This window comes from Bradyrhizobium sp. WYCCWR 12699 (assembly GCF_032144035.1).
Lineage (GTDB): Bacteria > Pseudomonadota > Alphaproteobacteria > Rhizobiales > Xanthobacteraceae > Bradyrhizobium.
The window spans coordinates 1,234,716-1,254,775 of record NZ_JAVTJN010000039.1 but is presented as its reverse complement, the minus strand read 5'-3'; the positions used below and the strand labels follow the sequence as shown (position 1 = coordinate 1,254,775).

Below are 20,060 nucleotides of genomic sequence, written 5' to 3'. Positions count from 1 at the left end.
TCGCCCGGCAAGCGGCGAGGGCGGGAGGACAAGGTTGCGATGAAAGACCCCGTGGACGTCCTGATCATCGGCGCCGGCGCTTCGGGCGCGGCGGTGGCGTGGTCGCTGGCCGAGACCAAGATGCACATTCTCTGCCTGGAGCAGGGCGGCTGGATGAACCCGGCTGAATATCCGAGCACGGGCCGGGACTGGGAAGCCAAGTTCTACGGCGAATGGTCGTCGAGCCCGAACGTGCGTGGCCGGCCCGAGGACTATCCCATCAACGACGATAATTCGCCCATCAAGGTCGTCAACTACAATGCGGTTGGCGGCTCGACCGTGATGTACACCGCACATTGGCCGCGGCTGCATCCGTCCGATTTCAAAGTGAAGACGCTGGACGGCGTCGCCGACGACTGGCCGATCGACTACGACGCCCTGACCCCATTCTTCGAGGAGAACGATCGCATGATGGGCACGTCAGGCCTTTCAGGCGATCCGCTCTCGCCGCTGACGCATCCGCCGATGCCGCCACAGCCGATGGGATTGTCCGGCGCCATCATCGGCAAGACCATGAACCAGCTCGGCTGGCACTGGTGGCCGTCGGACACGACGGTCGCGACGATGGACTATGAGGGGCGGGCGCGCTGCATCAATCTCGGCCATTGCACGCCGGCCTGCGCGCAAGGCGCGAAGTCGTCCACCGACATCACCTATTGGCCGCATGCGATCCGCGCCGGCGTCGAGCTGCGCACCCATTGCCGGGTGCGCGAGATCACCACCGACGAGAACGGCATGGCCTCGGGTGTGGTCTATTACGACAAGGACGGCGTCGAGCAGTTCCAGCCCGCGCATGTCGTCATCATCGCCTGCAACGGCGTCGGCACGCCCCGCCTGCTGCTCAACTCGAAATCCAACCGTTTTCCGAACGGCCTTGCCAATTCGTCCGGCCTCGTCGGCAAGAATTTGATGTTCCACCCCTACGCGCAGATCTACGGCTATGTGAAGGAGCCGACCGATAGCAACCGCGCGCCGCCGACCTGCCTCTGGAGCAAGGAATGGTACGACACCGACCTGTCGCGCGGCTTCGTGCGCGGCTACGGCGTGCAGTTCGTGCGCGGCGCGGGGCCGGTGTTCGAGGCGGTCGTCAGCGAGCAGAAGGGCATTTTGCCGTGGGGCGAGGATCATCACCGCGTTTTCCGCAAGCTCAACGGCCATCGTCTCGGTTTCTCCGCGATCTGTGAGGATTTGCCGGAGGAGCACAACCAGGTCACGCTCGATCCGGTCCTGAAGGACAGCCACGGCATCCCGGCGCCGAAGATCGACTACACGATCAGCGAGAACAGCCGGAAGATGATGGAGCACGCACTCGCCCGCGGGCGGGAGGTGCTCGAGGCCGCTGGTGCGACCGATATCTGCATCAACTCGCCGATCCCGTGGGGCGGATGGCACCTGCTCGGCACCGCGCGGATGGGCACCGACCCGGAGCGCTCGGTGGTCAACGAATGGGGCCGCTCGCACGACGTCAAGAACCTCTTCATCGTCGACGGCAGCATCTTCGTCACATCGGGCGGGGTGAACCCGACCTCCACCATCCAGGCCCTCGCGCTCTACATCGCCGACCAGATGAAGCAGCGCCTGGCCAATTTGTTCGATTGAGGCCGTCATGTCCGCAGATAATCAACTGACGCCGCGGCAGCGCGATGACCTCCGTATCATTGCCGGGATGATCATTCCTGCCAGCGACGAATACAAGGTGCCCGGCGCCGACGATGCGGCAATCCAGGCCGACATTCTGGCAACGCTCGGCCGTGACACCAGGCTGGTGGCCGCAGCGCTCGATCACTTGGCGCGGCTCGCGGGGATGCCGTTTGCCGACCTCGAGCCTGCCGCGCGCGACGGCGTCGCGCAGGAGTTCCGTAAGCACGGCGGCGCTGCTGCGGCGACGCTCGTCCGCGTCGTCCTGCAATGCTATTACCGCGACGACCGCGTGCTGCGCTCGCTCGGGCTCGAGCTGCGTGCGCCGTTCCCCAAGGGCTATGTGCTGCCTGACGGTGACTGGTCGCTGCTCGATCCGGTCAAGGCAAGAGGCGGCTCGCTAAGGCGGGCGCCCTAGCCATCTGGGCAGTCCAGCCCTGCGCACCTTGCGCGGCAGGGAACAGGCCACCATCTGTGTGAGCCTTCAAGGACTCTTGCCATGCTGGATTTCACCTCAGATATCGTCGATGACGCAACGTCATCGCGAACGGCGGCGGCTGCTCCGATCGATGACGGAACGCTGCTGGACGCCTATTCCAATGCCGTGATCGACGTGACCGACCGCGTCGGCCCTGCGGTCGTGCGGGTCGAGACCGGGCCCAAGGTGCCTGATAGACGCGAGCGCGGCGGGCTCGGCTCGGGCATCGTGATCTCGCCTGATGGCCTCGTGCTCACCAACAGCCACGTGGTCGGCACGTCCAAGGAGATCCGGCTGCGCGATGTCGAGGGCCATGTCGGCGAGGCCCAGGTGCTCGGTGTCGATCCCGACACCGACCTTGCGCTGCTGCGCGCCAACGGCGCGCGCCATCTGCCCTATGCCTCGCTCGGCAATTCCAAGAGCTTGCGGCGCGGGCAGCTGGTGATCGCCATCGGCAATCCGCTCGGCTTCGAATCGACCGTCACCGCCGGCGTGGTGTCCGCGCTCGGCCGCTCGATCCGCTCGGTCAGCGGGCGCACCATCGAGGACGTGATCCAGACCGACGCCGCGCTCAATCCCGGCAATTCCGGCGGACCGCTGGTGTCGTCGCATGCCGAGGTGATCGGCATCAACACCGCCATCATCAACGGGGCGCAGGGCATCTGCTTCGCTGTCGCCAGCAACACCGCGCAATTCGTGCTGTCGGAGATCATCCGCCACGGCTATGTCCGCCGCGCCTATATCGGCGTCGCCGGGCAGACCGCGCCGGTGCCGCGGCGGCACGCGGTCGCGGCCGGCGTCGAGAACAAGATGGGCGCGCTTCTGATGCAGATCGAGCCGGATGGACCTGCGGCAAAGGCGGGCCTGCTGCCCGGCGACGTCGTGATCAGGCTCGACGGCGTCGAGATCAACGGCGTCGACGATCTGATCCGCGTGCTCGACCGCGACCGGATCGGCCGGCGGCTCGCCATGGACGTGCTGCGGCTTGGGCGATTACGTGCGATCGACATCGATCCCGTAGAGCGGAAGCCCGCCCGCTAGCGCCGGACGGGCGAGGCGAGGTATGACTTTGTGATGCCTCGCCCTCGGACACCCGCCGCATGATGCCGACACATGAGACCTACGATGTCATCGTCATCGGCGCCGGTGCCGGTGGCATGACGGCGGCGGCCGTTGCCGCGGCCGAAGGTCTGCGCGTGCTGGTGATCGAGAAGACCGCGTTCGTCGGCGGCACCACGGCCTGGTCCGAAGGCATGGTCTGGATCCCCGCCAACGCGAAGATGAAGGAGGCAGGGCTCTCCGACAGTATCGCGGATGCCGTCCAATATTTGTCGAGCACGGTCCCTGAAACCGCCAATGCCGGCCTGCGCGCCGCCTTCCTCACGCGCGGGTCCGAGGCGATTGCCTGGCTCGAAGCCAACACGGAAGTTCGTCTCCAGCCGGTGAAGGCCTGTCCGGACTATTATCCGGAACGCCTGGGCGCCACATCAGGCGGCCGCGTGCTGGAGCCGGTTGCGTTCGACGGAACGCGGCTGGGCAGAGCTTTTGCGCGATTGCGGCCACCGCTGCCGGAGTTCACGCTGTTCGGCGGCATGATGGTCAATCGCCTCGATAGTCCGCATTTGCACAGGGTTGGAAGATCGCTGCGCTCGACCATGCGGGCGGCGCGGCTCGTCTCCGCCTATGCATTGCAGCGGCTGCGAAGCCCGCGTGGCACGACGCTGCATCTCGGCAACGCGCTTGCCGCCCAGTTATACGCCTCGCTGCTGGCGCGGCGGGTTGAAGTTCTCTTCAGCGCCGACGTCGAGGATCTCTCGCTGCAGGGTGATCGCGTCAGCGGCGTGGTGATCCGCCATGGCTCCTGCGACCGGCCGATCGCGGCGCGCCGCGGCGTGGTGCTGGCGACCGGCGGCTTTTCGCACGACGCCGTGTTGCGCAAGCGTTATTTCCCGGCCGCGGCCGGATTTGTCTCGGCGGCCCACACCTCCAGCACCGGCGACGGGCTGCGGCTTGCGGCAGCGACAGGTGCTGCGCTCAATACGGACGCGACCAGCCCGGCCCATTGGGTGCCGGCCTCGCTGTTTCGCCGCGCCGGCGGCAGCCGCGGCGTGTTCCCGCACACCGTAGCCGACCGCGCCAAGCCGGGGGTGATCGCCGTCAACGCCGCGGGCCGGCGCTTCGTCAACGAGGCGCTGTCGTACCATGAATTCGTGCTCGGCATGCTGCGTGATGGCAATGGCGAGCCGGACCGGCCGTTCCATTTGATCTGCGACCGCGCGTTCCTCTGGACCTATGGCCTTGGCCGCATCAAGCCGTTCACGCGCAGCTATCGGCGCTACGTGGCGAGCGGCGAGTTGATCGAGGCGCCTGATATCGCACCGCTCGCAGGCAAGATCGGCGTCAAGCCCTCAGTGCTCGCGGCGACGCTGGCGAGCTACAACGAAGGTGCGAAGGAGGGCCGCGACCCCGAGTTCGGCCGCGGCAGCACCATCTATCAGCGCCACCTCGGCGACATCAGCCGCAAGCCCAATCCCTGCGTCGCGCCAATCACGCGGGGGCCGTTCTTCGCGATGCGGATCTATCCGGCGGATCTCGGCACGGCGATCGGCCTGAAGGTAGACGCGCAGGCCCGCGTGCTGCGCGCGGACGGCACGCCGATCGCGGGGCTCTATGCCTGCGGCAACGACATGGGCTCGATCATGAACGGGAATTGTCCGGGGCCGGGAATCACGCTCGGGCCGGCGCTGACGTTCGGATATATTGCGGGAAGGCATCTGGCGGAGGGTGGGGCAGTGGCGCCGACCGCCGCGAAGAAGGTCGTCTGATTGTAACGCGCTCTATCCTCCGTCAGTGCGAGCGAAGCGAAGCAAAGCAATCCAGAGATATTTCCACGGAAGCAGCCTGGATTGCATCGTCGCAAGGGCCCCTTACAATGACGTGGAGTGAGCCGACCCCAATCTACTCGGCCGCGGCGGCGAAGCGGCTGTTCTCCAGCTCCGCTTCCAGGCGCGCCGTCTCGGCCGCCGCCAGTTTGACGTTGGCTTCCTTGACGTGGCCAAAGCCGCGGATCGTCTCGGGCACGCGCGAAAGCCGCGTCAGCAGCGGGATCTGCTCGGCCTTCAGCCCGACGATCCGCTGATCGATCATCGCCAGATAATCCGCGACCAGCTTGCGCTCGGTCCGGCGCTCGTCGGCGCGGCCGAACGGATCGAACGCGCTGCCGCGCAGGAATTTCAGCCTGGCGAGAACGCGGAAGGCGTGGAGCATCCAGCCGCCGAACTCCTGCTTCTGAAGCCGGCCCGTGACCTTGTCGCGCTTCGCAAAGATCGGCGGCGCGAGATGGTATTTCAGCGTGAAATCGCCATCGAACTTTTCCGACACCTTCTTCGCGAAGCTGCCGTCGGTGTAGAGCCGCGCGACCTCGTACTCGTCCTTGTAGGACATCAGCTTGAACAGGTTCTTGGCGACCGCCTCGGTCAGCTCCGTGGACGCCGGCGAGACGGCATTCTCAGCCTTGCGCACCTTGGCGACCTCAGCGAGATAGCGGTCGGCATAGGCCTTGTCCTGATAGGAGGTCAGGAATTCGGCGCGCGTCGCGATGATGTCGTCGAGCGACTTGGTCGGCGCGGCGGCGCGGTTCTTGAACTGCAGCACGCTGCGCACCCGCGACATGTCATGGGCGGCGAGACGGCCCCAGGTGAAGGCGAGCTTGTTCATCTCGATCGCGGCGCCGTTGATCTCGATGGCGCGCAGCAGGGACTCCAGCGACAGCGGGATCGCGCCCTTCTGGAAGGCGAAGCCGAGCATGAAGGGATTTGTGGCGATGCTGTCGCCCATCAGCGCCGCGGCAATGCCTGTCGCGTCGATGATGTCGAGGTTCGTGTCGCCGACGGCGTCACGCAGCACGGTCTGCATCGTGCCCATCTCGAAATCGAGGTCGGGGTTTTGCACGAAGCTCGCGGTCGGCTGCAGATCGGCGTTGATAAAGGCCTTGGTCACGCCACGCTCGGCGCGGCTGAGCGCGGCGGGACCTGCCGAGACGATCATGTCGCAGCCGAGGATGACGTCGGCACCGCCGGTGGTGATGCGGACTGCCGAAATATCTTCCGGCTTCGGGGCGATGCGAACATGGCTCATCACCGCGCCGTTCTTCTGCGACAGGCCCGTGAAATCGAGCGCCGAGCAGCCGCGGCCATCGACATGGGCGGCCATGCCGAGCAGGGCGCCGATGGTGATGACGCCGGTGCCGCCGATGCCGGTGACGAGGATGTTGTAGGGGCCGTCAAGCTCGCGCGCCGGCGGCAGCGGCAGATCGGCGAACAGCTGGCCGGAATCCACCGCCGATGTCTTCATGCGCTTCAAGCTGCCGCCATGCACGGTCACGAAGCTGGGGCAAAAGCCTTCGACGCAGGAGAAGTCCTTGTTGCAGTTCGACTGGTCGATCTGGCGCTTGCGGCCGAACTCGGTTTCCAGCGGTTGCACCGAGACGCAGTTGGAGGCCTGCGAGCAATCGCCGCAGCCTTCGCAGACCAGCTCGTTGATGAAGGCGCGTTTGGCAGGATCCGGATAGAGCCCGCGCTTGCGGCGGCGGCGTTTTTCGGCGGCGCAGGTCTGGTCGTAGATCACGACCGTGAGGCCCTTGATGTCGCGCAGCTCGCGCTGCACGGCATCGAGCTCGCGGCGATGATGGATGGTCGCGCCTTGCGGGAAGTAATTGCCTTGGGGGTATTTGCCGGGATCGTCCGAGACGATCGCGAGCCGCTTGACGCCTTCGGCCCAGACCTGGTGTGCGATCTGCGCGACGTTGAAGGCACCTTCCGCCGGCTGGCCGCCGGTCATGGCAACGGCGTCGTTGTAGAGGATCTTGTAGGTGATGTTGATGCCGGCGGCCGATGCCGCGCGCAACGCCAGCAAGCCCGAATGGGTGTAGGTGCCATCGCCCAGATTCTGGAAAATGTGCGTCTCGCTGGTGAAGGGCGACTGGCCGATCCAGTTCACGCCCTCGGCGCCCATATGCGAGATCAGATCGGTGCGGCGGGTCGGCATGCTCAGCGCCATGCCGTGGCAGCCGATGCCGGCCATGGCGCGGCTGCCCTCGGGCACGCGCGTCGAGGTGTTGTGCGGGCAGCCCGAGCAGAAGAACGGCGTGCGGGCGAGTTTGATCTGCGTGCTTGCGGTGACCGGATTGTCGAAGGCCTCGAGCCGGGCAAGACGCTGCTCCAGCACCGGGCTGTGATGACCGAGCTTGCGCAGGCGCGCCACCAATGCGCCCGCGACGATGGTCGGCGTCAGCTCGCCCTCACTCGGCAGCAGCGGCGCGCCGCGCTCGTCGCGCTTGCCCGTGACGGTCGGGCGCCTTGAGGCGTCGATATTGTAGAGGATGCGCATCAGCTGGTCTTCGATGAAGCCGCGCTTCTCCTCGACCACGAGCACGTCCTGCAGGCCTTCCGCAAAGCGCTTGGCGCCGCTTTCCTCCAAGGGCCAGGTCAGCGCGACCTTGTAGATGCGAAGGCCGAGATCCTGCGCGTCCTTGTCGGTGATGCCCAAATCGGCCAGCGCCTGCCGCAGATCGAGATAGGCCTTGCCGGTCGCGACGATACCGAGCCGTGCCGGCTTGGAATCGAGCACGATACGGTCGAGCTGGTTGGCGCGGGCAAAGGCCTGCACGGCCGCCATCTTCGGCCCGAACAGGCGCTTCTCCGCTTCCAGCGGCGGATCGGGCCAGCGGATGTTGAGGCCGCCGGGCGGCATCTCGAAATCATCAGGAAGGACAATCTTGATACGCTCGGGATCGCTGTCGATCGACGCAGAACTCTCGACGGTCTCGCTGATCGCCTTGAAGCCGACCCAGCAGCCGGAGAAGCGCGAAAGCGCAAAACCGTACAGGCCGAGATCGAGATAGTCCTGCAGAGTCGCGGGATTGATCACGGGGATCGTCGCCGCCGCGAACACCTGCTCGCTCTGATGCGCCAGCGTCGAGGACTGGCAGCCATGGTCGTCACCGGCGAGCGCGAGCACGCCGCCGTTGAGCGCGGTGCCGGCCGCATTGGCGTGCTTGAGCGCATCGACCGAGCGGTCCACACCCGGGCCTTTGCCGTACCAGATGCCGAACACGCCATCGACCTTGGCGCCGGGAAACAGGCCGACCTGCTGGCTGCCCCAGACCGCGGTTGCCGCCAGGTCCTCGTTCAGTCCGGGGACGAAGGCGATGTCGTGCTGCTGGAGATGCGACTTCGCGCGCCACAGCGCGTGGTCGTACATGCCGAGCGGGGAGCCGCGATAGCCGGAGATGAAGCCGCCAGTGCTCAGCCCCTGGAGCCGGTCGCGTTCGCGCTGCAGCATGGGCAGGCGGACCAGGGCCTGTGTGCCGGACAGGAAGATCCGCTTCGATTCGAGCCGGTATTTGTCGTCCAGCTCGACCTGCAACAGCGTCATTTCAAGGTCCTTGTTGTCCTGGTCCGGGAGGGATTTTGCGCCGCGGGAGGCTTGCGGCTTTGCGAAGCGGAAGATACGCAGTCAAGAGCATGGGCCGGCGAAGTCAATATCGCTGGCCGCATCCGTGGCGCTCCTGCTCGTCATGGCTTGCCGGCGGAGGACATCATGGCTGCAAACGCATTCGACACTGAAATCACCGAGACGACCGAGGCCCTGGTCGGACCATGGCGCCAGCCGCGCCAGATGCTGCAGGCCCAAACTTACGACGCGCATGCCTCGATCCACGACGACGCCACCGCGCAGAAGCTCGGCTTCAAGGGCGGCACCATCGAGGGGCCCACGCATTTCAGCCAGTTTGCGCCGCTGGGCGCGCGTCTGTGGGGCCGCGCCTGGTTCGAGACCGGATGTCTGTCCGCGCATTATCGCAGCGTCTGCTATGAGGGCGAGGAGGTGCAGGCAATCCTGTCGAAGCCGTTGCCCGGCAACAGTCAGTGCCAGGTCCAGATGGTCAAGCGCGACGGCACGGAGGTGCTGCGCGGCACGGCGTCCGTCGGTGAACCCCACGCAGCGACGGCACTGGAGGCCCGCCTTGCCGAGCTCAAACCGCTGGCCGATCCCGTGATCCTGCGCGACGTGCGGGTCGGCGTGACCGGCAAGCGGCAGACGGTACGGATGGCGTTCGACCAGGTCATGGGCGACCTCTATCCGTTCTCCCTCAGGCAGAAGCTCGCGGTCATCACCGAGAGTTCGCCTTATTATTCCGGCGCCGACAATCCGTGGGGCAGGGCCATCATCCCCATGGAGATGCTGAGCGTGCTGTTCCAGTATCGCTCCAAGGACGATCCATTGCCGGCCAAGGGACCGGCCGTCGGCCTGTTCGCCGACCAGCAGATCCGCCTGGTGAAGGGCCCGCTCTTCGAGGGCGAGGAGTACCAGGTCGAGCGCGAGGTGGTTGCGCTCTCCGGCAGCCGCCGCACCGAAAGCGCCTGGGCCAGGACCAGCGTGTTCGACAAGACGAACACGCTGGTTGCGACCATGCTGCTGAACATGGCGACGCTGAAGGATTCTTACGCGCCGTACGAGGAAGAGTATCGGCTGCTATACGGCGCGTAGGCCAGGCGACGTCAGAGCTGTTCGTATGACCGCATGCGCGCCATCCCGCCCCATTGCTCGAAGATGGGCTGTGCCGTCGCATTGATCTCCGCAATCGACATTCCTCGGCCCACGCCCGAACCGGCGAACACCGTCCAGATCACGTCTCGCGTTCCGAGGCCGCCCCGCTTGGGATCGGCATTGATGCCGAGGCTTGAAGCCAGCGCGATCGGGCCTTCGCCGACCTTGTCGGCCGGGCCCGTCTCGGCAAACTGACAGAAGCAGAGCTTGCCGTTCAGCTTGTTGTAGGCGACCCCAAGGTCGCCGAGCCGCAGCACTTTCGCCGAGGTGAAGTGCCGGAAGCGGCCGCCGGGCAGGACGACGAACGGAATGGTGCTCGCATCGATGTAGTGGCTGGGCCGATCGGCAGGGAAGCCGGGGTTGGTCAGCGATGTCGTTGCGACATAATAGCCGGGCGCCGGATCCGCATTGTCCTGAACCCTGGGAACGCCGTGCGCATCGGTCACGAGCGCCCACCAGTTTCCGGGCCGTCCGGCGTTCGCGAGGAAATCGAGCGCGATGGCGTTGTTCTGGTGATAGGCCTTCGGCGCCCCGTCTGCGTCGACCGCGAAGCGGCCGCGGAAGACGGCCGCGCAGACATCGGTCGTCTCGTAGACCTGCCAGCCCTCGGGAGCGCTATAGGCGAGCCGGATGGGGTCGTGCGCCGGCGCGACCCCCAGCATTTCGGCACCAAAATTGGCGACGGCAGGCGCGCCGCCGAAGCGTTCGCGCATGGTTTGATCGATCTGCGGCCATGTCAGACCGGACGAGATCGGATTGTCGTCGGACCGTAGCTGAACATGCGGCGCATCCTTGAACCGCGGCCAGAGCAGGCCTGCGGTCAGACCGAGCCGCTTCGCCTCCTGGGCGTAGACCTGATAGCCGTTGATGCCGTTGATCTTCCTGGTCGTGGACCATTCGGCTCTTCCCTCGACCTCCCAGAAGCAGTCGACGGCCTCGCCCCATTGATGCCAGCTGTTGCCCGGAAGGACCTTGGTCACCTCGTCTCCGTTCTGGGGGCCGACCGACTGCAGCACGTCCGCAAGATACGACGCGCCGTTTTGCCGAAGCGTCGCGATCGCATTGTTGATCTCGATGATCGAACGAGATTGCCGCCAGTAGCGCGCCTGCTGCGCCGGTGTCCTGACGCTTTCGGTCGGCACCATGGTGACGCCGTTTGCCGCACAGGCTTGAAGCAACTCGCTGACCAGCGAGCGGAATTCCGGGACGAGGTCGCCCAGTGAAATGGCCATCGGAAAACTCCACAATCAAATGTTGCGCAATGAGAGAATGCTACCCGATTTGTCGGCCGGTGCAAGATCGGGTGGGGACGGGACACCCGCCAAGCGGCAGGGTGCGCGGCCAGGGCCTCGGCTTCATCCATCCCTGTCCTGCTGGCGGAGACGCCGTTGCCGCCGAAGCTCGGAGGCGCAGCGTGCCATCTGCCTCGGAATGATGGAGGGCAAGGTCGCGCCGCTCATCCTCTAGGCAAATGCACGCCGCAAAGCCGTCGCACAGGGAATAAGCAGGACAGGCATTCTTCCTAACCTTCTGAGCGTGCTTCGAATTCCTCCGCGGCCTGCGCGCCGTCGCAATTGTACACAATGGCACGCCGCTTGCAGAACTCCTGGCGCAGTTCTCGCGAGGGGCGGGCGTCATGCTGGACTTGAGCAAGCCGACATTGGGCGTCATCAGCGCCGAGCCCGAGCCAATCGCACTCGACTGGTCCGCCACCGCGCTTCTGATCATCGACATGCAGCGCGACTTCATGGAGCCCGGTGGCTTCGGCGAGACGCTGGGCAACGACGTCAGCCAGCTGGCGCGCGCGGTGAAGCCGATCGGCGCGGTGCTGGCGGCGGCGCGCGACGCCGGCATGCTGGTGATCCACACCCGCGAAGGCCATCTGCCCGATCTCTCCGATGCGCCGCCGGCGAAGATCGAGCGCGGAGCGCCGAGTCTTCGCATCGGCGATCCCGGCCCGATGGGCCGCATCCTCATTCGCGGCGAGGCCGGCCACGACATCATTCCCGCACTTTATCCGCTCGACAGCGAGGTCGTGATCGACAAGCCCGGCAAAGGCGCGTTCTACGCCACTGAGCTCGGCGACGTCCTGGAGAGATACGGTATCGAAAACCTGCTGGTGTGCGGCGTCACCACTGAGGTGTGCGTCAACACCACGGTGCGCGAGGCTAATGACCGCGGTTACCGCTGCGTCGTCATGTCGGACGGTTGCGCATCCTACTTCCCCGAGTTTCACGAGATGGGCCTGAAGATGATCAAGGCCCAAGGCGGCATCTTCGGCTGGGTCACGGACTCGGCCGCAGTTCTGGAGGCAATGAAGACTTCGACCACATCAGGGGGACGATCATGAGCACATTGACGGGGACGGCCGGCAAGTCCGAGACCGATACGTCCGGTTTCAAGCCGGTACTATGGACATCTGGCGACTGGAACGCGTTTTTCGGCTTCGGCACCAACATCCTCGTCAACATGCTGGTGCTCACGGGTCTGTTGCGCTTCGTCCTGAAGATGCCGGACAGTCTGGTGTTCGGCCGCATCCTGCCCGCGCTCGGGCTGATGATGTGCCTCTCGACGTTCTACTACGCCTACCTTGCCTACCGTCTGGCGCAGAAGACCGGACGCAACGATGTCTGCGCGCTGCCCTCGGGCGTCAGCGTGCCGCACATGTTCATCGTCACCTTCGTGATCATGCTGCCGATCACACTGAAGACCGGTGATCCGCTCAAGGGCTGGTCCGCGGGCCTGGTCTGGGTGTTCTTCCAGAGCTTCATTCTCATGATCGGTGGCTTCATTGCGCCGTTCATTCGCAAGATCACGCCGCGCGCGGCACTGCTCGGCACGCTCGCCGGCGTCTCCGTCACCTTCATCTCGATGCGGCCTGCGCTGGAAATGTACATGACGCCGCAGATTGGTCTGGTCTGCTTCGCCATCATCCTGGTGAGCTGGTTCGGCGGCGTGAAATATCCGCGCGGCATTCCCGCAGGCCTCGTCGCCATCGCGGTCGGCATGGTCATCGCCTGGGGCTCGAACCTGTTCGGGCTTGGGCTCGGCGGCTTGAGCATCAAGGGTGTTGGCGATGCCTTCGCCAACTTCGGCTTCTCGGTGCCGATCCCGGCAATTGGCCACGTCTTCTCCGGCTTCGAATTTCTCGGCATCATCCTCGTCACCGCCATTCCGTTCGGCATCTACGACCTCGTCGAGGCCATGGACAATGTCGAGAGCGCGGAAGCGGCGGGCGACGAATATCCGACCACGCGGGTGCTCACGGCCGACGGCGTCGTCAGCCTGATCGGCTGCCTGATGGGCAATCCCTTCATCAACGCCGTCTATATCGGCCATCCCGGCTGGAAGGCGATGGGCGGCCGCATCGGCTATTCGGCGGCAACCGGCATCATGGTGATCGTGCTGGCCTGGTTCGGCATCATCTCGGTGCTACTGGCACTCGTGCCCGTGGTCGCGATCTCGCCGATCCTGCTCTACATCGGCATGCTGATCGGCGCGCAGGCGTTCCAGACCACGCCGGTCAAGCACGCGCCCGCGATCGTGCTGGCGCTGACGCCACATCTGGCCGCCTGGGCCAAGCTGCAGATCGACACGATGCTCGGCTCGACCATGAATGCGGCGGCAACCGTCGGCGGGATGGCCGCCGACAAGGCCGACGCGGTGAAGGCTGCCGCGATCGCCGCGCTGCCGCAGCAGGGCGTGTTCTACCACGGCCTCGAGGTGATGGGCGGCGGCTCCATCCTCGGTGGCCTCATCCTGGGCGCGATCGGCGTCTTCATCATCGAGCGCGATTTCGAGAAAGCCTCGGCGTTTGCGCTGGTCGGTGCCGTGCTGACCTATTTCGGCTTCATGCATGGCGAGGCGGTCGGCATCGGCGGCGGGTTCGGCGTCACGCCCGCGGTCGCGCTGGCCTATGCCGCGATGGCCGCTGGCCTGTTCGCGGCCAGCAGGCTCGGCGCCGGCGAACATTATGCCGCGCATCCGGAGATGTCTGCCGCGCCGGCGGAATAGCAGAACAGCGCGGCCTTCCGTGAAGCGGCCGGCCTGTGCCGGCCGCTTTCGCTTCAGGGCCGCACTGCCGGCGTCTCCATCGGCAGGCCATGCGCCCGCGACATCAGATAGAGCTCGAGCGCGACCAACTCGGGCGAGCCGTACTCATAAGCCTGGGCGCGCACGCCGCTCATGCAGCTGCGCAGGCGCCGTTCCAGAGAACCCAGCGTTTGCCATTCCAGGCGGTAGAGCGGATAGCCGGTCGGCTGTCCCTGCGTGATCGGCGCGCCCGCGAGGCGCTTGTCGAAATTGTCGTCGTGGCAATTGGCGCAGGCGAGATTGAGCTGACCCTCGCGCCGCATGAAGAGCTCGCGGCCTTGCTCCACGAACGGTTTTGCCTGCGGATCGTCCCCGGCCGTGATCGCGGCACCACGCGATTGATGGGCAACGAAGGCTGAGAGCGCGAGGAGGTCGCGGCTCTCGTAGGGCAGCGGCGTCGCTTGCTGATGATCGGCTCTGCAGAGATTGATACGCTGGTCGAGCGTGACGGGGCGGCCGAGCGCCTTGTCGAAGGCAGGGTAGCGCGCCGCGGCGCCCTTCATGCTGCCGCGCGCATCGCCATGGCAATCCGCGCAGGCCTTCGCCGCGCTGCCGGTCTTCTTCGCCCAGAGCTGTTCGCCATCGAGCACGAACAGCATGGCCGGATTGGAGGTGTCGTCGTCCTGCATCGCCCGGGTGTCAGGCCCCATGAACGAATAGCCGGACCGGCGCGCATCGGGCGGAATTTCACCGGCGAGCAAGGCAGGGGCCATAGCGAACAAGGTCGCCGCGGCTATCGCGCGCCAAACGCTCATTCGACCGTGATCGATGCCGATGCGGTGGACGAATAGCCGTTGTCGCCGATCCATTCGAACTCGAACTTGCCGCTCTCCTTGGCGACGGTGAAGAACGACAGATAGGGATTGGCCGCGATCGCCGGAAACAGGTCGGCGCGAAAGATCTCGGCGCCGTTGTAGCGGCAAATGAAGCTCGTGATGATGTCGCGCGGCACCAGCTTGCCGTCCACAGTGTGGCGGAAGCCTGTTTCCATGATGTGCGAGGTCAGCGTACGGATCTCGATGACGTCGCCGCGTTTGGCCTTCGCGGGAACGTTGATGAGCGCGGCCATCAGTTCATCTCCTCGGTGCAGGCCGCCAGCGTCACGACCACGTCGGCGACGACCTGCCAGAACGTGTCGTCGGACATACGCGCGATCGCCACCACTTTCTGGGTGTCGGCAAGGCGGATGCGGGTTGAGACCTGGGCCCGGCCGGAGGAGGGGCCGAGATAGAAATTGCCGATGTTCGGCTGCGGGTTCTTCTCGTTGAAGACGTGAATGCTCTTGACGTAATCGTCAGCCGTCATCGGGCTTGCGACGCTCACCGTCATCGGCACGGTGTTGCCGTTCTCGACCAGCGGAGGAATCTCGAGCTTCACCCTGCCGGTGCGGACAGATGCTTCGCCGACGATGTTGCGGATCGCGCCATTGAGCATCGCGGGCGTTGCCTGAAGCGGACGCAGGGTGACGATCGGGAGCGTCCCGGCGGCGGTGATGCTTCCGGCGAGGCTCAAGAATTGTCGTCGCGTGGTTGGCATGAACAGTCCTAGTCACGAAGCGTTGCAAGAAAGGCCACGATGTCCTCGATCTCGGCGGCCGACAATATCGGCTTGCCGGCAAAATTGCGTCCGACCCGCACGAGGCCGTCGTTGCGATAATAGGACGGCATGATGGTCTCTGCGTTGAGTCGCGAGGCATCGACCAGTCGAAGCCGCAACTGGCTCGCCGTCCATCGGTTCCCGGCCCCGGTGAGGTCAGGCGCGAGGTCGCCCTGGAACCGCGTCTCCGGGAAGGGGCCGGAATGGCAGAGGATGCAGGTCGTGCTGCGTGCGAGCACAAGCGCTCGTCCGCGTGCGGCATCGCCAGGCGAGCCGGTGAGCGAGACCGGAATTCCGTCACCGACGATGTTGTAGGAGACGAGTTCGTTCGCGCGCACAACGCTGGCAAAGGCGAGGCCCAGTACGATGAATGCGGCAATTGCAAATGTCGGGAAGGATGCCTGCGACTGCCGCGAACTCCACTTACCTCTCCCGCTTGCGGGAGAGGTCGAGCCGAAGGCGAGGGTGAGGGCTCTCGCTTCTTGGGAATTCTCGCGAGTGGAGACACCCCCCGCAGGCGGTGGAGGGAGCGCACCGAGGTGTTCGCGGCAGGCTTGGTCCATCATTGCTCTAGCCAAAGGTGTCCGCCGTGATGGTCTGAAACCAGCGCTCCGCCTCCGCCGCTTCGCGGGCCCGCAATTCGGCTGGCGCATCGACCGGACTGGTCGCGCCGCCTTCGACCTCGGCGAAGATGTCGCCTCTTGGCTGGTAATTGCCGGCAAGGGAGAAGCCGTAGCCGGGTGCGACGGTATTGTAGCAGACGCCTGTGAGCCGCGGCGTTTCCGGCGCGCGGCCAGCGAGGAGACGGACGATGGCGGTGGCGCAAGCCTTGCCTTGCCCGCTTGCGGCCGACGCCGATTTGGGAATGCCGCCGCCGAGGCAGGCATCGCCGATGACATGGATGCCTTTGACGAGTTTCGACTCGAAGCTCAGGGGATCGATCGGGCACCAGCCGGTCGTATCTGCAGCGCCCGCGATCGCGGCGATGCGTCCCGCACGTTGCGGCGGGATGACGTTGGCGACGTCAGGGGTGTAATTGCCGAACTCGGTGACGATGGTCATGGTCCCAGGATCGACCGAGGTGACTCGGCCGCCTTGCGACAGGCCGATGCGCTCGATCATGTCGCCGTAGAGCTCCTTCCACGCCCTCTCGAACAGCCGCTGCTGGGAGAAATTGTCCTTGGCGTCGAGGATCAGGACTTTCGAGCGTGGCTTGTTCGTCTTCAGGTAATGCGCGATCAGGCTGGCGCGCTCGTAAGGCGCCGGCGGGCAGCGCGACGGATTGGCCGGGATCGCAATGGCGACCGTGCCGCCATCTGCCATCGCTTCCAGCTGCTTGCGCAGCAGCAGCGTCTGCGCGCCGGCCTTCCAGGCGTGTGGCATCTTCTCCGGTGCGGCCTCGCCATAGCTAGGCAGCGCCTCGCCATGGAAGTCGATGCCGGGGGAGAGCACGAGACGATCATAGGCAAACGCGGTGCCATCGGCTGTGGTCACGCTACGCTTTTGCGGGTCGATGGCCGTCGCGGCCTGAGCGACCACGGCGATGCCCTCGGCCGCGATCCTGTCATAGCCGAACTGCTGCGTCTCCATCTTGCGCAGGCCGGCGATCACCTCGTTGCTGAACGGGCAGGACGTGAAAACCTTGTTCGGCTCGATCAGGGTGACCTGCAGGTTCGCATCGGCGCGCTTGAGCGCACGCGCGCAGGCCGCGCCACCGAAGCCGCCGCCGACCACGACGATGCGGCCTGCCGATTGCGCACGCAGGATCGAAGGTGTGGCGAGCGATGCGGCCGCGGCGGTGATGCCGAGGACGGCATTCCGCCGTGTCACCGGCACATTCATGAGGCTTGTCCGGAAAAATGTGCCGCGGCGGCTATCGTGGCCGCCGCGGCGTTTCTCAGGCGAAGGTGATGTTCTGGTCGCGCAGCGGCACCGAGCGGATGCGCTTGCCGGTCGCGGCGAAATAGGCGTTCAGCACCGCCGGCGCGGCAACACCGATGGTCGGCTCGCCGACGCCGCCCCAGAACCCGCCGCTCGGCACCATCACCGATTCCACCTTCGGCATCTCGTTGATGCGCATCGAGTTGTAGGTGTCGAAGTTGGTTTGCTCGATCTTGCCGTCCTTGACGGTGCAGCCGCCGTAGAACAGCGCGGAGAGGCCATAGACGAAGGAGCCCGCGATCTGCCGCTCCACCTGCGCCGGATTGACGACGTAGCCGGGGTCGGTGGAGGCGACGATGCGATGCACCTTGATCTTGCTGCCGTCGGTCACCGAGATCTCGGCGGCGCCGGCGACATAGCTGCCATAGCCCATGACCTGGGCGATGCCGCGATAGATGCCCTGCGGCGCCGGCTTGTCCCAGCCGATCTTCTCCGCGACCGCATTGAGCACCGCGAGGTGCTTGGGGTGATTGCCCATCAGCTTGCGGCGGAACTCGAGCGGGTCCTGGCCTACTGCCTGGGCCAGCTCGTCCATGAAGCATTCCATGTAGATCGCATTGTGATTGACGTTGACGCCGCGCCAGAAGCCGGGCGGGACGTGCGGGTTGCGCATCGCATGCTCGACCAGAAGGTTCGGCACCGAATAGCCGAACGCGGCTTCGCCCGATTGAGCGACGCCCTGGAACGCCGCCGGATCCATGCCGTTCTGCAGCGCCTCGGGGCGCAGCGAGAACAGGATCGATTGTCCGGACAGGCGGTAGTGCAGCGCGACCAGATTGTTGTTGGCATCGAACGCGCCGGTCATCTTGCACTGGGTGATCGGGTGATACCGGCCATGCGCCATGTCCTCTTCGCGCGACCACAACAGCTTGATCGGCGTGCCCGGCATCTGCTTGGCGATGACGACCGCCTGGCGGACATAGTCGGTCTGGCCGCGCCGGCCGAAACCACCGCCCAGCATCACCTTGTGGACGTCGCACTTCTCCGCGGGCAGGCCGGACGCTTCCAGCACTGCAGCGAAGGCGGCTTCGCCGTTCTGCGTGCCGCACCAGACCTCGCATTTGTCCGCGGTGTAGAGCGCGGTGGCGTTCATCGGCTCCATCGTGGCGTGGTTTTGGTAGGGATAGGAGTAGACGGCTTCGACCTTCTTCGCCGCACTCGCAATCGCGGCCTTGGCATCGCCGTTCTTGTTGCCGACATAGGCCGGCTGAGAATCGTCGAGGCCCTCGGTGAGCCACTTCGCAATCGACTCGCTGGAGACCTTGGCGTTGTCGCCCTCGTCCCAGACGATCGGCAGCGCCTCCAGCGCGGTCTTGGCGTGCCACCAGGTGTCGGCGACCACAGCGACCGCGGTATCGCCGACCTTGACGACCTTCTTGACGCCTTTCATGCCGGCGATCTTGGCTTCGTCAAAGCTCTTCAGCTTGCCGCCGAACACCGGGCAGTCCTTGATCGCGGCATTCAGCATGCCCGGCAGCTTGACGTCGGCGCCGTAGATCATGGCGCCGGTGGTTTTGTCGACGGTGTCGAGGCGCTTCACGCCCTTGCCGATCAGCTTCCAGTCCTTCGGGTCCTTCAGCTTGACCTCGGCCGGCGGCGTCAGCTTCGCGGCGGCTTCGGCGACCTTGCCGTAGGTCGTGGTCCGGCCCGACGCCTTATGCGTGATGACGCTGTTTTCAGCCGTGCATTCGGAGGCCGGCACCTTCCATGCGTCGGCGGCGGCCTGGATCAGCATCACGCGCGCGGTGGCGCCGCCCTTGCGGACATAGTCCTGCGAGGAGCGGATGCCGCGGCTGCCGCCGGTCGAGAAATCGCCCCAGACGCGCTTGCGTGCGACGCTCTGGCCCGGTGTCGGATATTCGGTCGTGACCTTGGTCCAGTCGCATTCGAGCTCTTCGGCGACGAGCTGGGCGAGACCCGTCAGCGAGCCTTGGCCCATCTCGGAGCGGGCGATGCGGATCACCACGGTGTCGTCGGGTCTCACCACGACCCAGGCGCCGATCTCGGGCGAGCCGTCGGCCGCGCGCACAATGGCGGGCCCGCCGAAGGGGATGTCGAGGCCGATGGCGAGACCGGCGCCGAGCGTGGCGCTGCCGATGACGAAGGCACGGCGGTTCATCTTGGGAGAAACATGCTTGTTCATGGGGCGGCTCCTTTAGGCGCTGGCGATCGTGTGGATCGCTTCGCGCACCTGCTGGAAGGTGCCGCAGCGGCAGATATTGGTGATGGCCTCGTCGATGTCGGCGTCGGTCGGTTTCGGCTTCTCGGTCAGCAGCGCCGCGACCGCCATGATCATGCCGCTCTGGCAATAGCCGCATTGCGGCACGTCCTGGGCGATCCAGGCCTCCTGCACCTTGTGCAGGGTGCCGCCCGAGGCGAGCCCCTCGATCGTGGTGATCTTCTTGCCCTCGGCCTCGCTGACCGAGACGCCGCAGGAGCGGGTGGCGACGCCTTCGATGTGGACGGTGCAGGCGCCGCATTGTGCAATGCCGCAACCGTATTTGGTGCCGGTCAGGCCGGCATTCTCGCGAATCGCCCAGAGCAGCGGCGTATCCGGCTCGACGTCGAGAGTGAAGGTTTTTCCGTTGATTATTAGGTTTGCCATCGCAGTCCCCTGATTGGCCCAATCCACCGATTGAACGCAGGCGCGCAATGTGTCCGGCAAACT

16 protein-coding genes are annotated in these 20,060 nt (G+C 65.6%); 7 read left to right on the top strand and 9 right to left on the bottom strand.

Annotation, left to right across the window (positions count from 1 at the left end):
* The first annotated feature begins 39 nt into the window (after positions 1 to 39).
* The 4 genes from RPS27_RS36505 (at position 40) to RPS27_RS36490 (ending at position 4,980) form a co-directional block, all read left to right on the top strand.
* Positions 40 to 1,638: a GMC family oxidoreductase gene (locus RPS27_RS36505; RefSeq protein ID WP_212065408.1), complete on the top strand. Its 1,599-nt coding sequence runs from the start codon at positions 40 to 42 to the stop codon at positions 1,636 to 1,638.
* A 7-nt stretch (positions 1,639 to 1,645) separates the two neighbouring features.
* Positions 1,646 to 2,095 carry a hypothetical protein gene (locus RPS27_RS36500; RefSeq protein WP_212065407.1) on the top strand — a complete coding sequence of 150 codons (450 nt, stop codon included), beginning with the start codon at positions 1,646 to 1,648 and terminating at the stop codon, positions 2,093 to 2,095.
* 81 nt (positions 2,096 to 2,176) lie between these two features.
* Positions 2,177 to 3,196 (top strand): S1C family serine protease, encoded by a 1,020-nt coding sequence (locus tag RPS27_RS36495; RefSeq protein WP_212065406.1) that lies wholly within the window; start codon positions 2,177 to 2,179, stop codon positions 3,194 to 3,196.
* Between the two features lie 59 nt (positions 3,197 to 3,255).
* Positions 3,256 to 4,980, top strand: a complete 1,725-nt coding sequence (locus tag RPS27_RS36490; RefSeq protein WP_212065405.1) for an FAD-dependent oxidoreductase — start codon at positions 3,256 to 3,258, stop codon at positions 4,978 to 4,980.
* A 133-nt stretch (positions 4,981 to 5,113) separates the two neighbouring features.
* On the opposite strand, the gene RPS27_RS36485 is transcribed toward RPS27_RS36490, so the two are convergent.
* Entirely contained in the window at positions 5,114 to 8,590 is a 3,477-nt protein-coding gene (locus tag RPS27_RS36485) for an indolepyruvate ferredoxin oxidoreductase family protein (RefSeq protein WP_212065404.1), read from the bottom strand.
* A gap of 165 nt (positions 8,591 to 8,755) precedes the next feature.
* On the opposite strand from RPS27_RS36485, the gene RPS27_RS36480 reads away from it, so the two are divergent.
* On the top strand, positions 8,756 to 9,703 hold the full coding sequence (locus tag RPS27_RS36480; protein ID WP_313755010.1) for a hypothetical protein: 948 nt from the start codon (positions 8,756 to 8,758) through the stop codon (positions 9,701 to 9,703).
* Positions 9,704 to 9,714: 11 nt separating this feature from the next.
* Here RPS27_RS36480 and RPS27_RS36475 read toward each other — a convergent pair whose 3' ends face one another.
* The gene (locus RPS27_RS36475; protein ID WP_212065402.1) at positions 9,715 to 10,995 is read right to left on the bottom strand and encodes a M15 family metallopeptidase; all 1,281 of its coding nucleotides are present in this window, start codon (positions 10,993 to 10,995) and stop codon (positions 9,715 to 9,717) included.
* A 404-nt stretch (positions 10,996 to 11,399) separates the two neighbouring features.
* On the opposite strand from RPS27_RS36475, the gene RPS27_RS36470 reads away from it, so the two are divergent.
* Positions 11,400 to 12,113 (top strand): cysteine hydrolase family protein, encoded by a 714-nt coding sequence (locus RPS27_RS36470; RefSeq protein WP_211417893.1) that lies wholly within the window; start codon positions 11,400 to 11,402, stop codon positions 12,111 to 12,113.
* Positions 12,110 to 13,777 carry a regulator gene (locus RPS27_RS36465; RefSeq protein ID WP_212065401.1) on the top strand — a complete coding sequence of 556 codons (1,668 nt, stop codon included), beginning with the start codon at positions 12,110 to 12,112 and terminating at the stop codon, positions 13,775 to 13,777. The genes RPS27_RS36470 and RPS27_RS36465 overlap by 4 nt, the downstream gene beginning before the upstream one ends.
* Before the next feature lie 53 nt (positions 13,778 to 13,830).
* Here the strand turns inward: RPS27_RS36465 and soxA are convergent, their stop codons facing one another.
* The 7 genes from soxA to RPS27_RS36430 form a co-directional block, all read right to left on the bottom strand.
* Entirely contained in the window at positions 13,831 to 14,610 is a 780-nt protein-coding gene (gene soxA, locus RPS27_RS36460; protein WP_212065400.1) for a sulfur oxidation c-type cytochrome SoxA, read from the bottom strand.
* Complete coding sequence (gene soxZ, locus RPS27_RS36455) at positions 14,607 to 14,924, bottom strand: thiosulfate oxidation carrier complex protein SoxZ (RefSeq protein WP_194406850.1); 318 nt, start codon at positions 14,922 to 14,924, stop codon at positions 14,607 to 14,609. The genes soxA and soxZ overlap by 4 nt, the downstream gene beginning before the upstream one ends.
* A complete protein-coding gene (locus RPS27_RS36450) occupies positions 14,924 to 15,391 on the bottom strand; it encodes a SoxY-related AACIE arm protein (RefSeq protein ID WP_212065399.1) in 468 nt (155 codons plus the stop codon). Before RPS27_RS36450 ends, soxZ begins: the two co-directional genes overlap by 1 nt.
* A gap of 8 nt (positions 15,392 to 15,399) precedes the next feature.
* Positions 15,400 to 15,789 (bottom strand): sulfur oxidation c-type cytochrome SoxX, encoded by a 390-nt coding sequence (gene soxX, locus RPS27_RS36445; protein ID WP_313755009.1) that lies wholly within the window; start codon positions 15,787 to 15,789, stop codon positions 15,400 to 15,402.
* A 232-nt stretch (positions 15,790 to 16,021) separates the two neighbouring features.
* Positions 16,022 to 17,293 carry an NAD(P)/FAD-dependent oxidoreductase gene (locus RPS27_RS36440; RefSeq protein ID WP_212065398.1) on the bottom strand — a complete coding sequence of 424 codons (1,272 nt, stop codon included), beginning with the start codon at positions 17,291 to 17,293 and terminating at the stop codon, positions 16,022 to 16,024.
* A 55-nt stretch (positions 17,294 to 17,348) separates the two neighbouring features.
* The gene (locus RPS27_RS36435) at positions 17,349 to 19,535 is read right to left on the bottom strand and encodes a xanthine dehydrogenase family protein molybdopterin-binding subunit (RefSeq protein WP_212065397.1); all 2,187 of its coding nucleotides are present in this window, start codon (positions 19,533 to 19,535) and stop codon (positions 17,349 to 17,351) included.
* A 12-nt stretch (positions 19,536 to 19,547) separates the two neighbouring features.
* Positions 19,548 to 19,997, bottom strand: coding sequence for a (2Fe-2S)-binding protein (locus RPS27_RS36430; protein WP_194406855.1), 450 nt, complete (start codon positions 19,995 to 19,997; stop codon positions 19,548 to 19,550).
* Between the last annotated feature and the right edge of the window lie 63 nt (positions 19,998 to 20,060).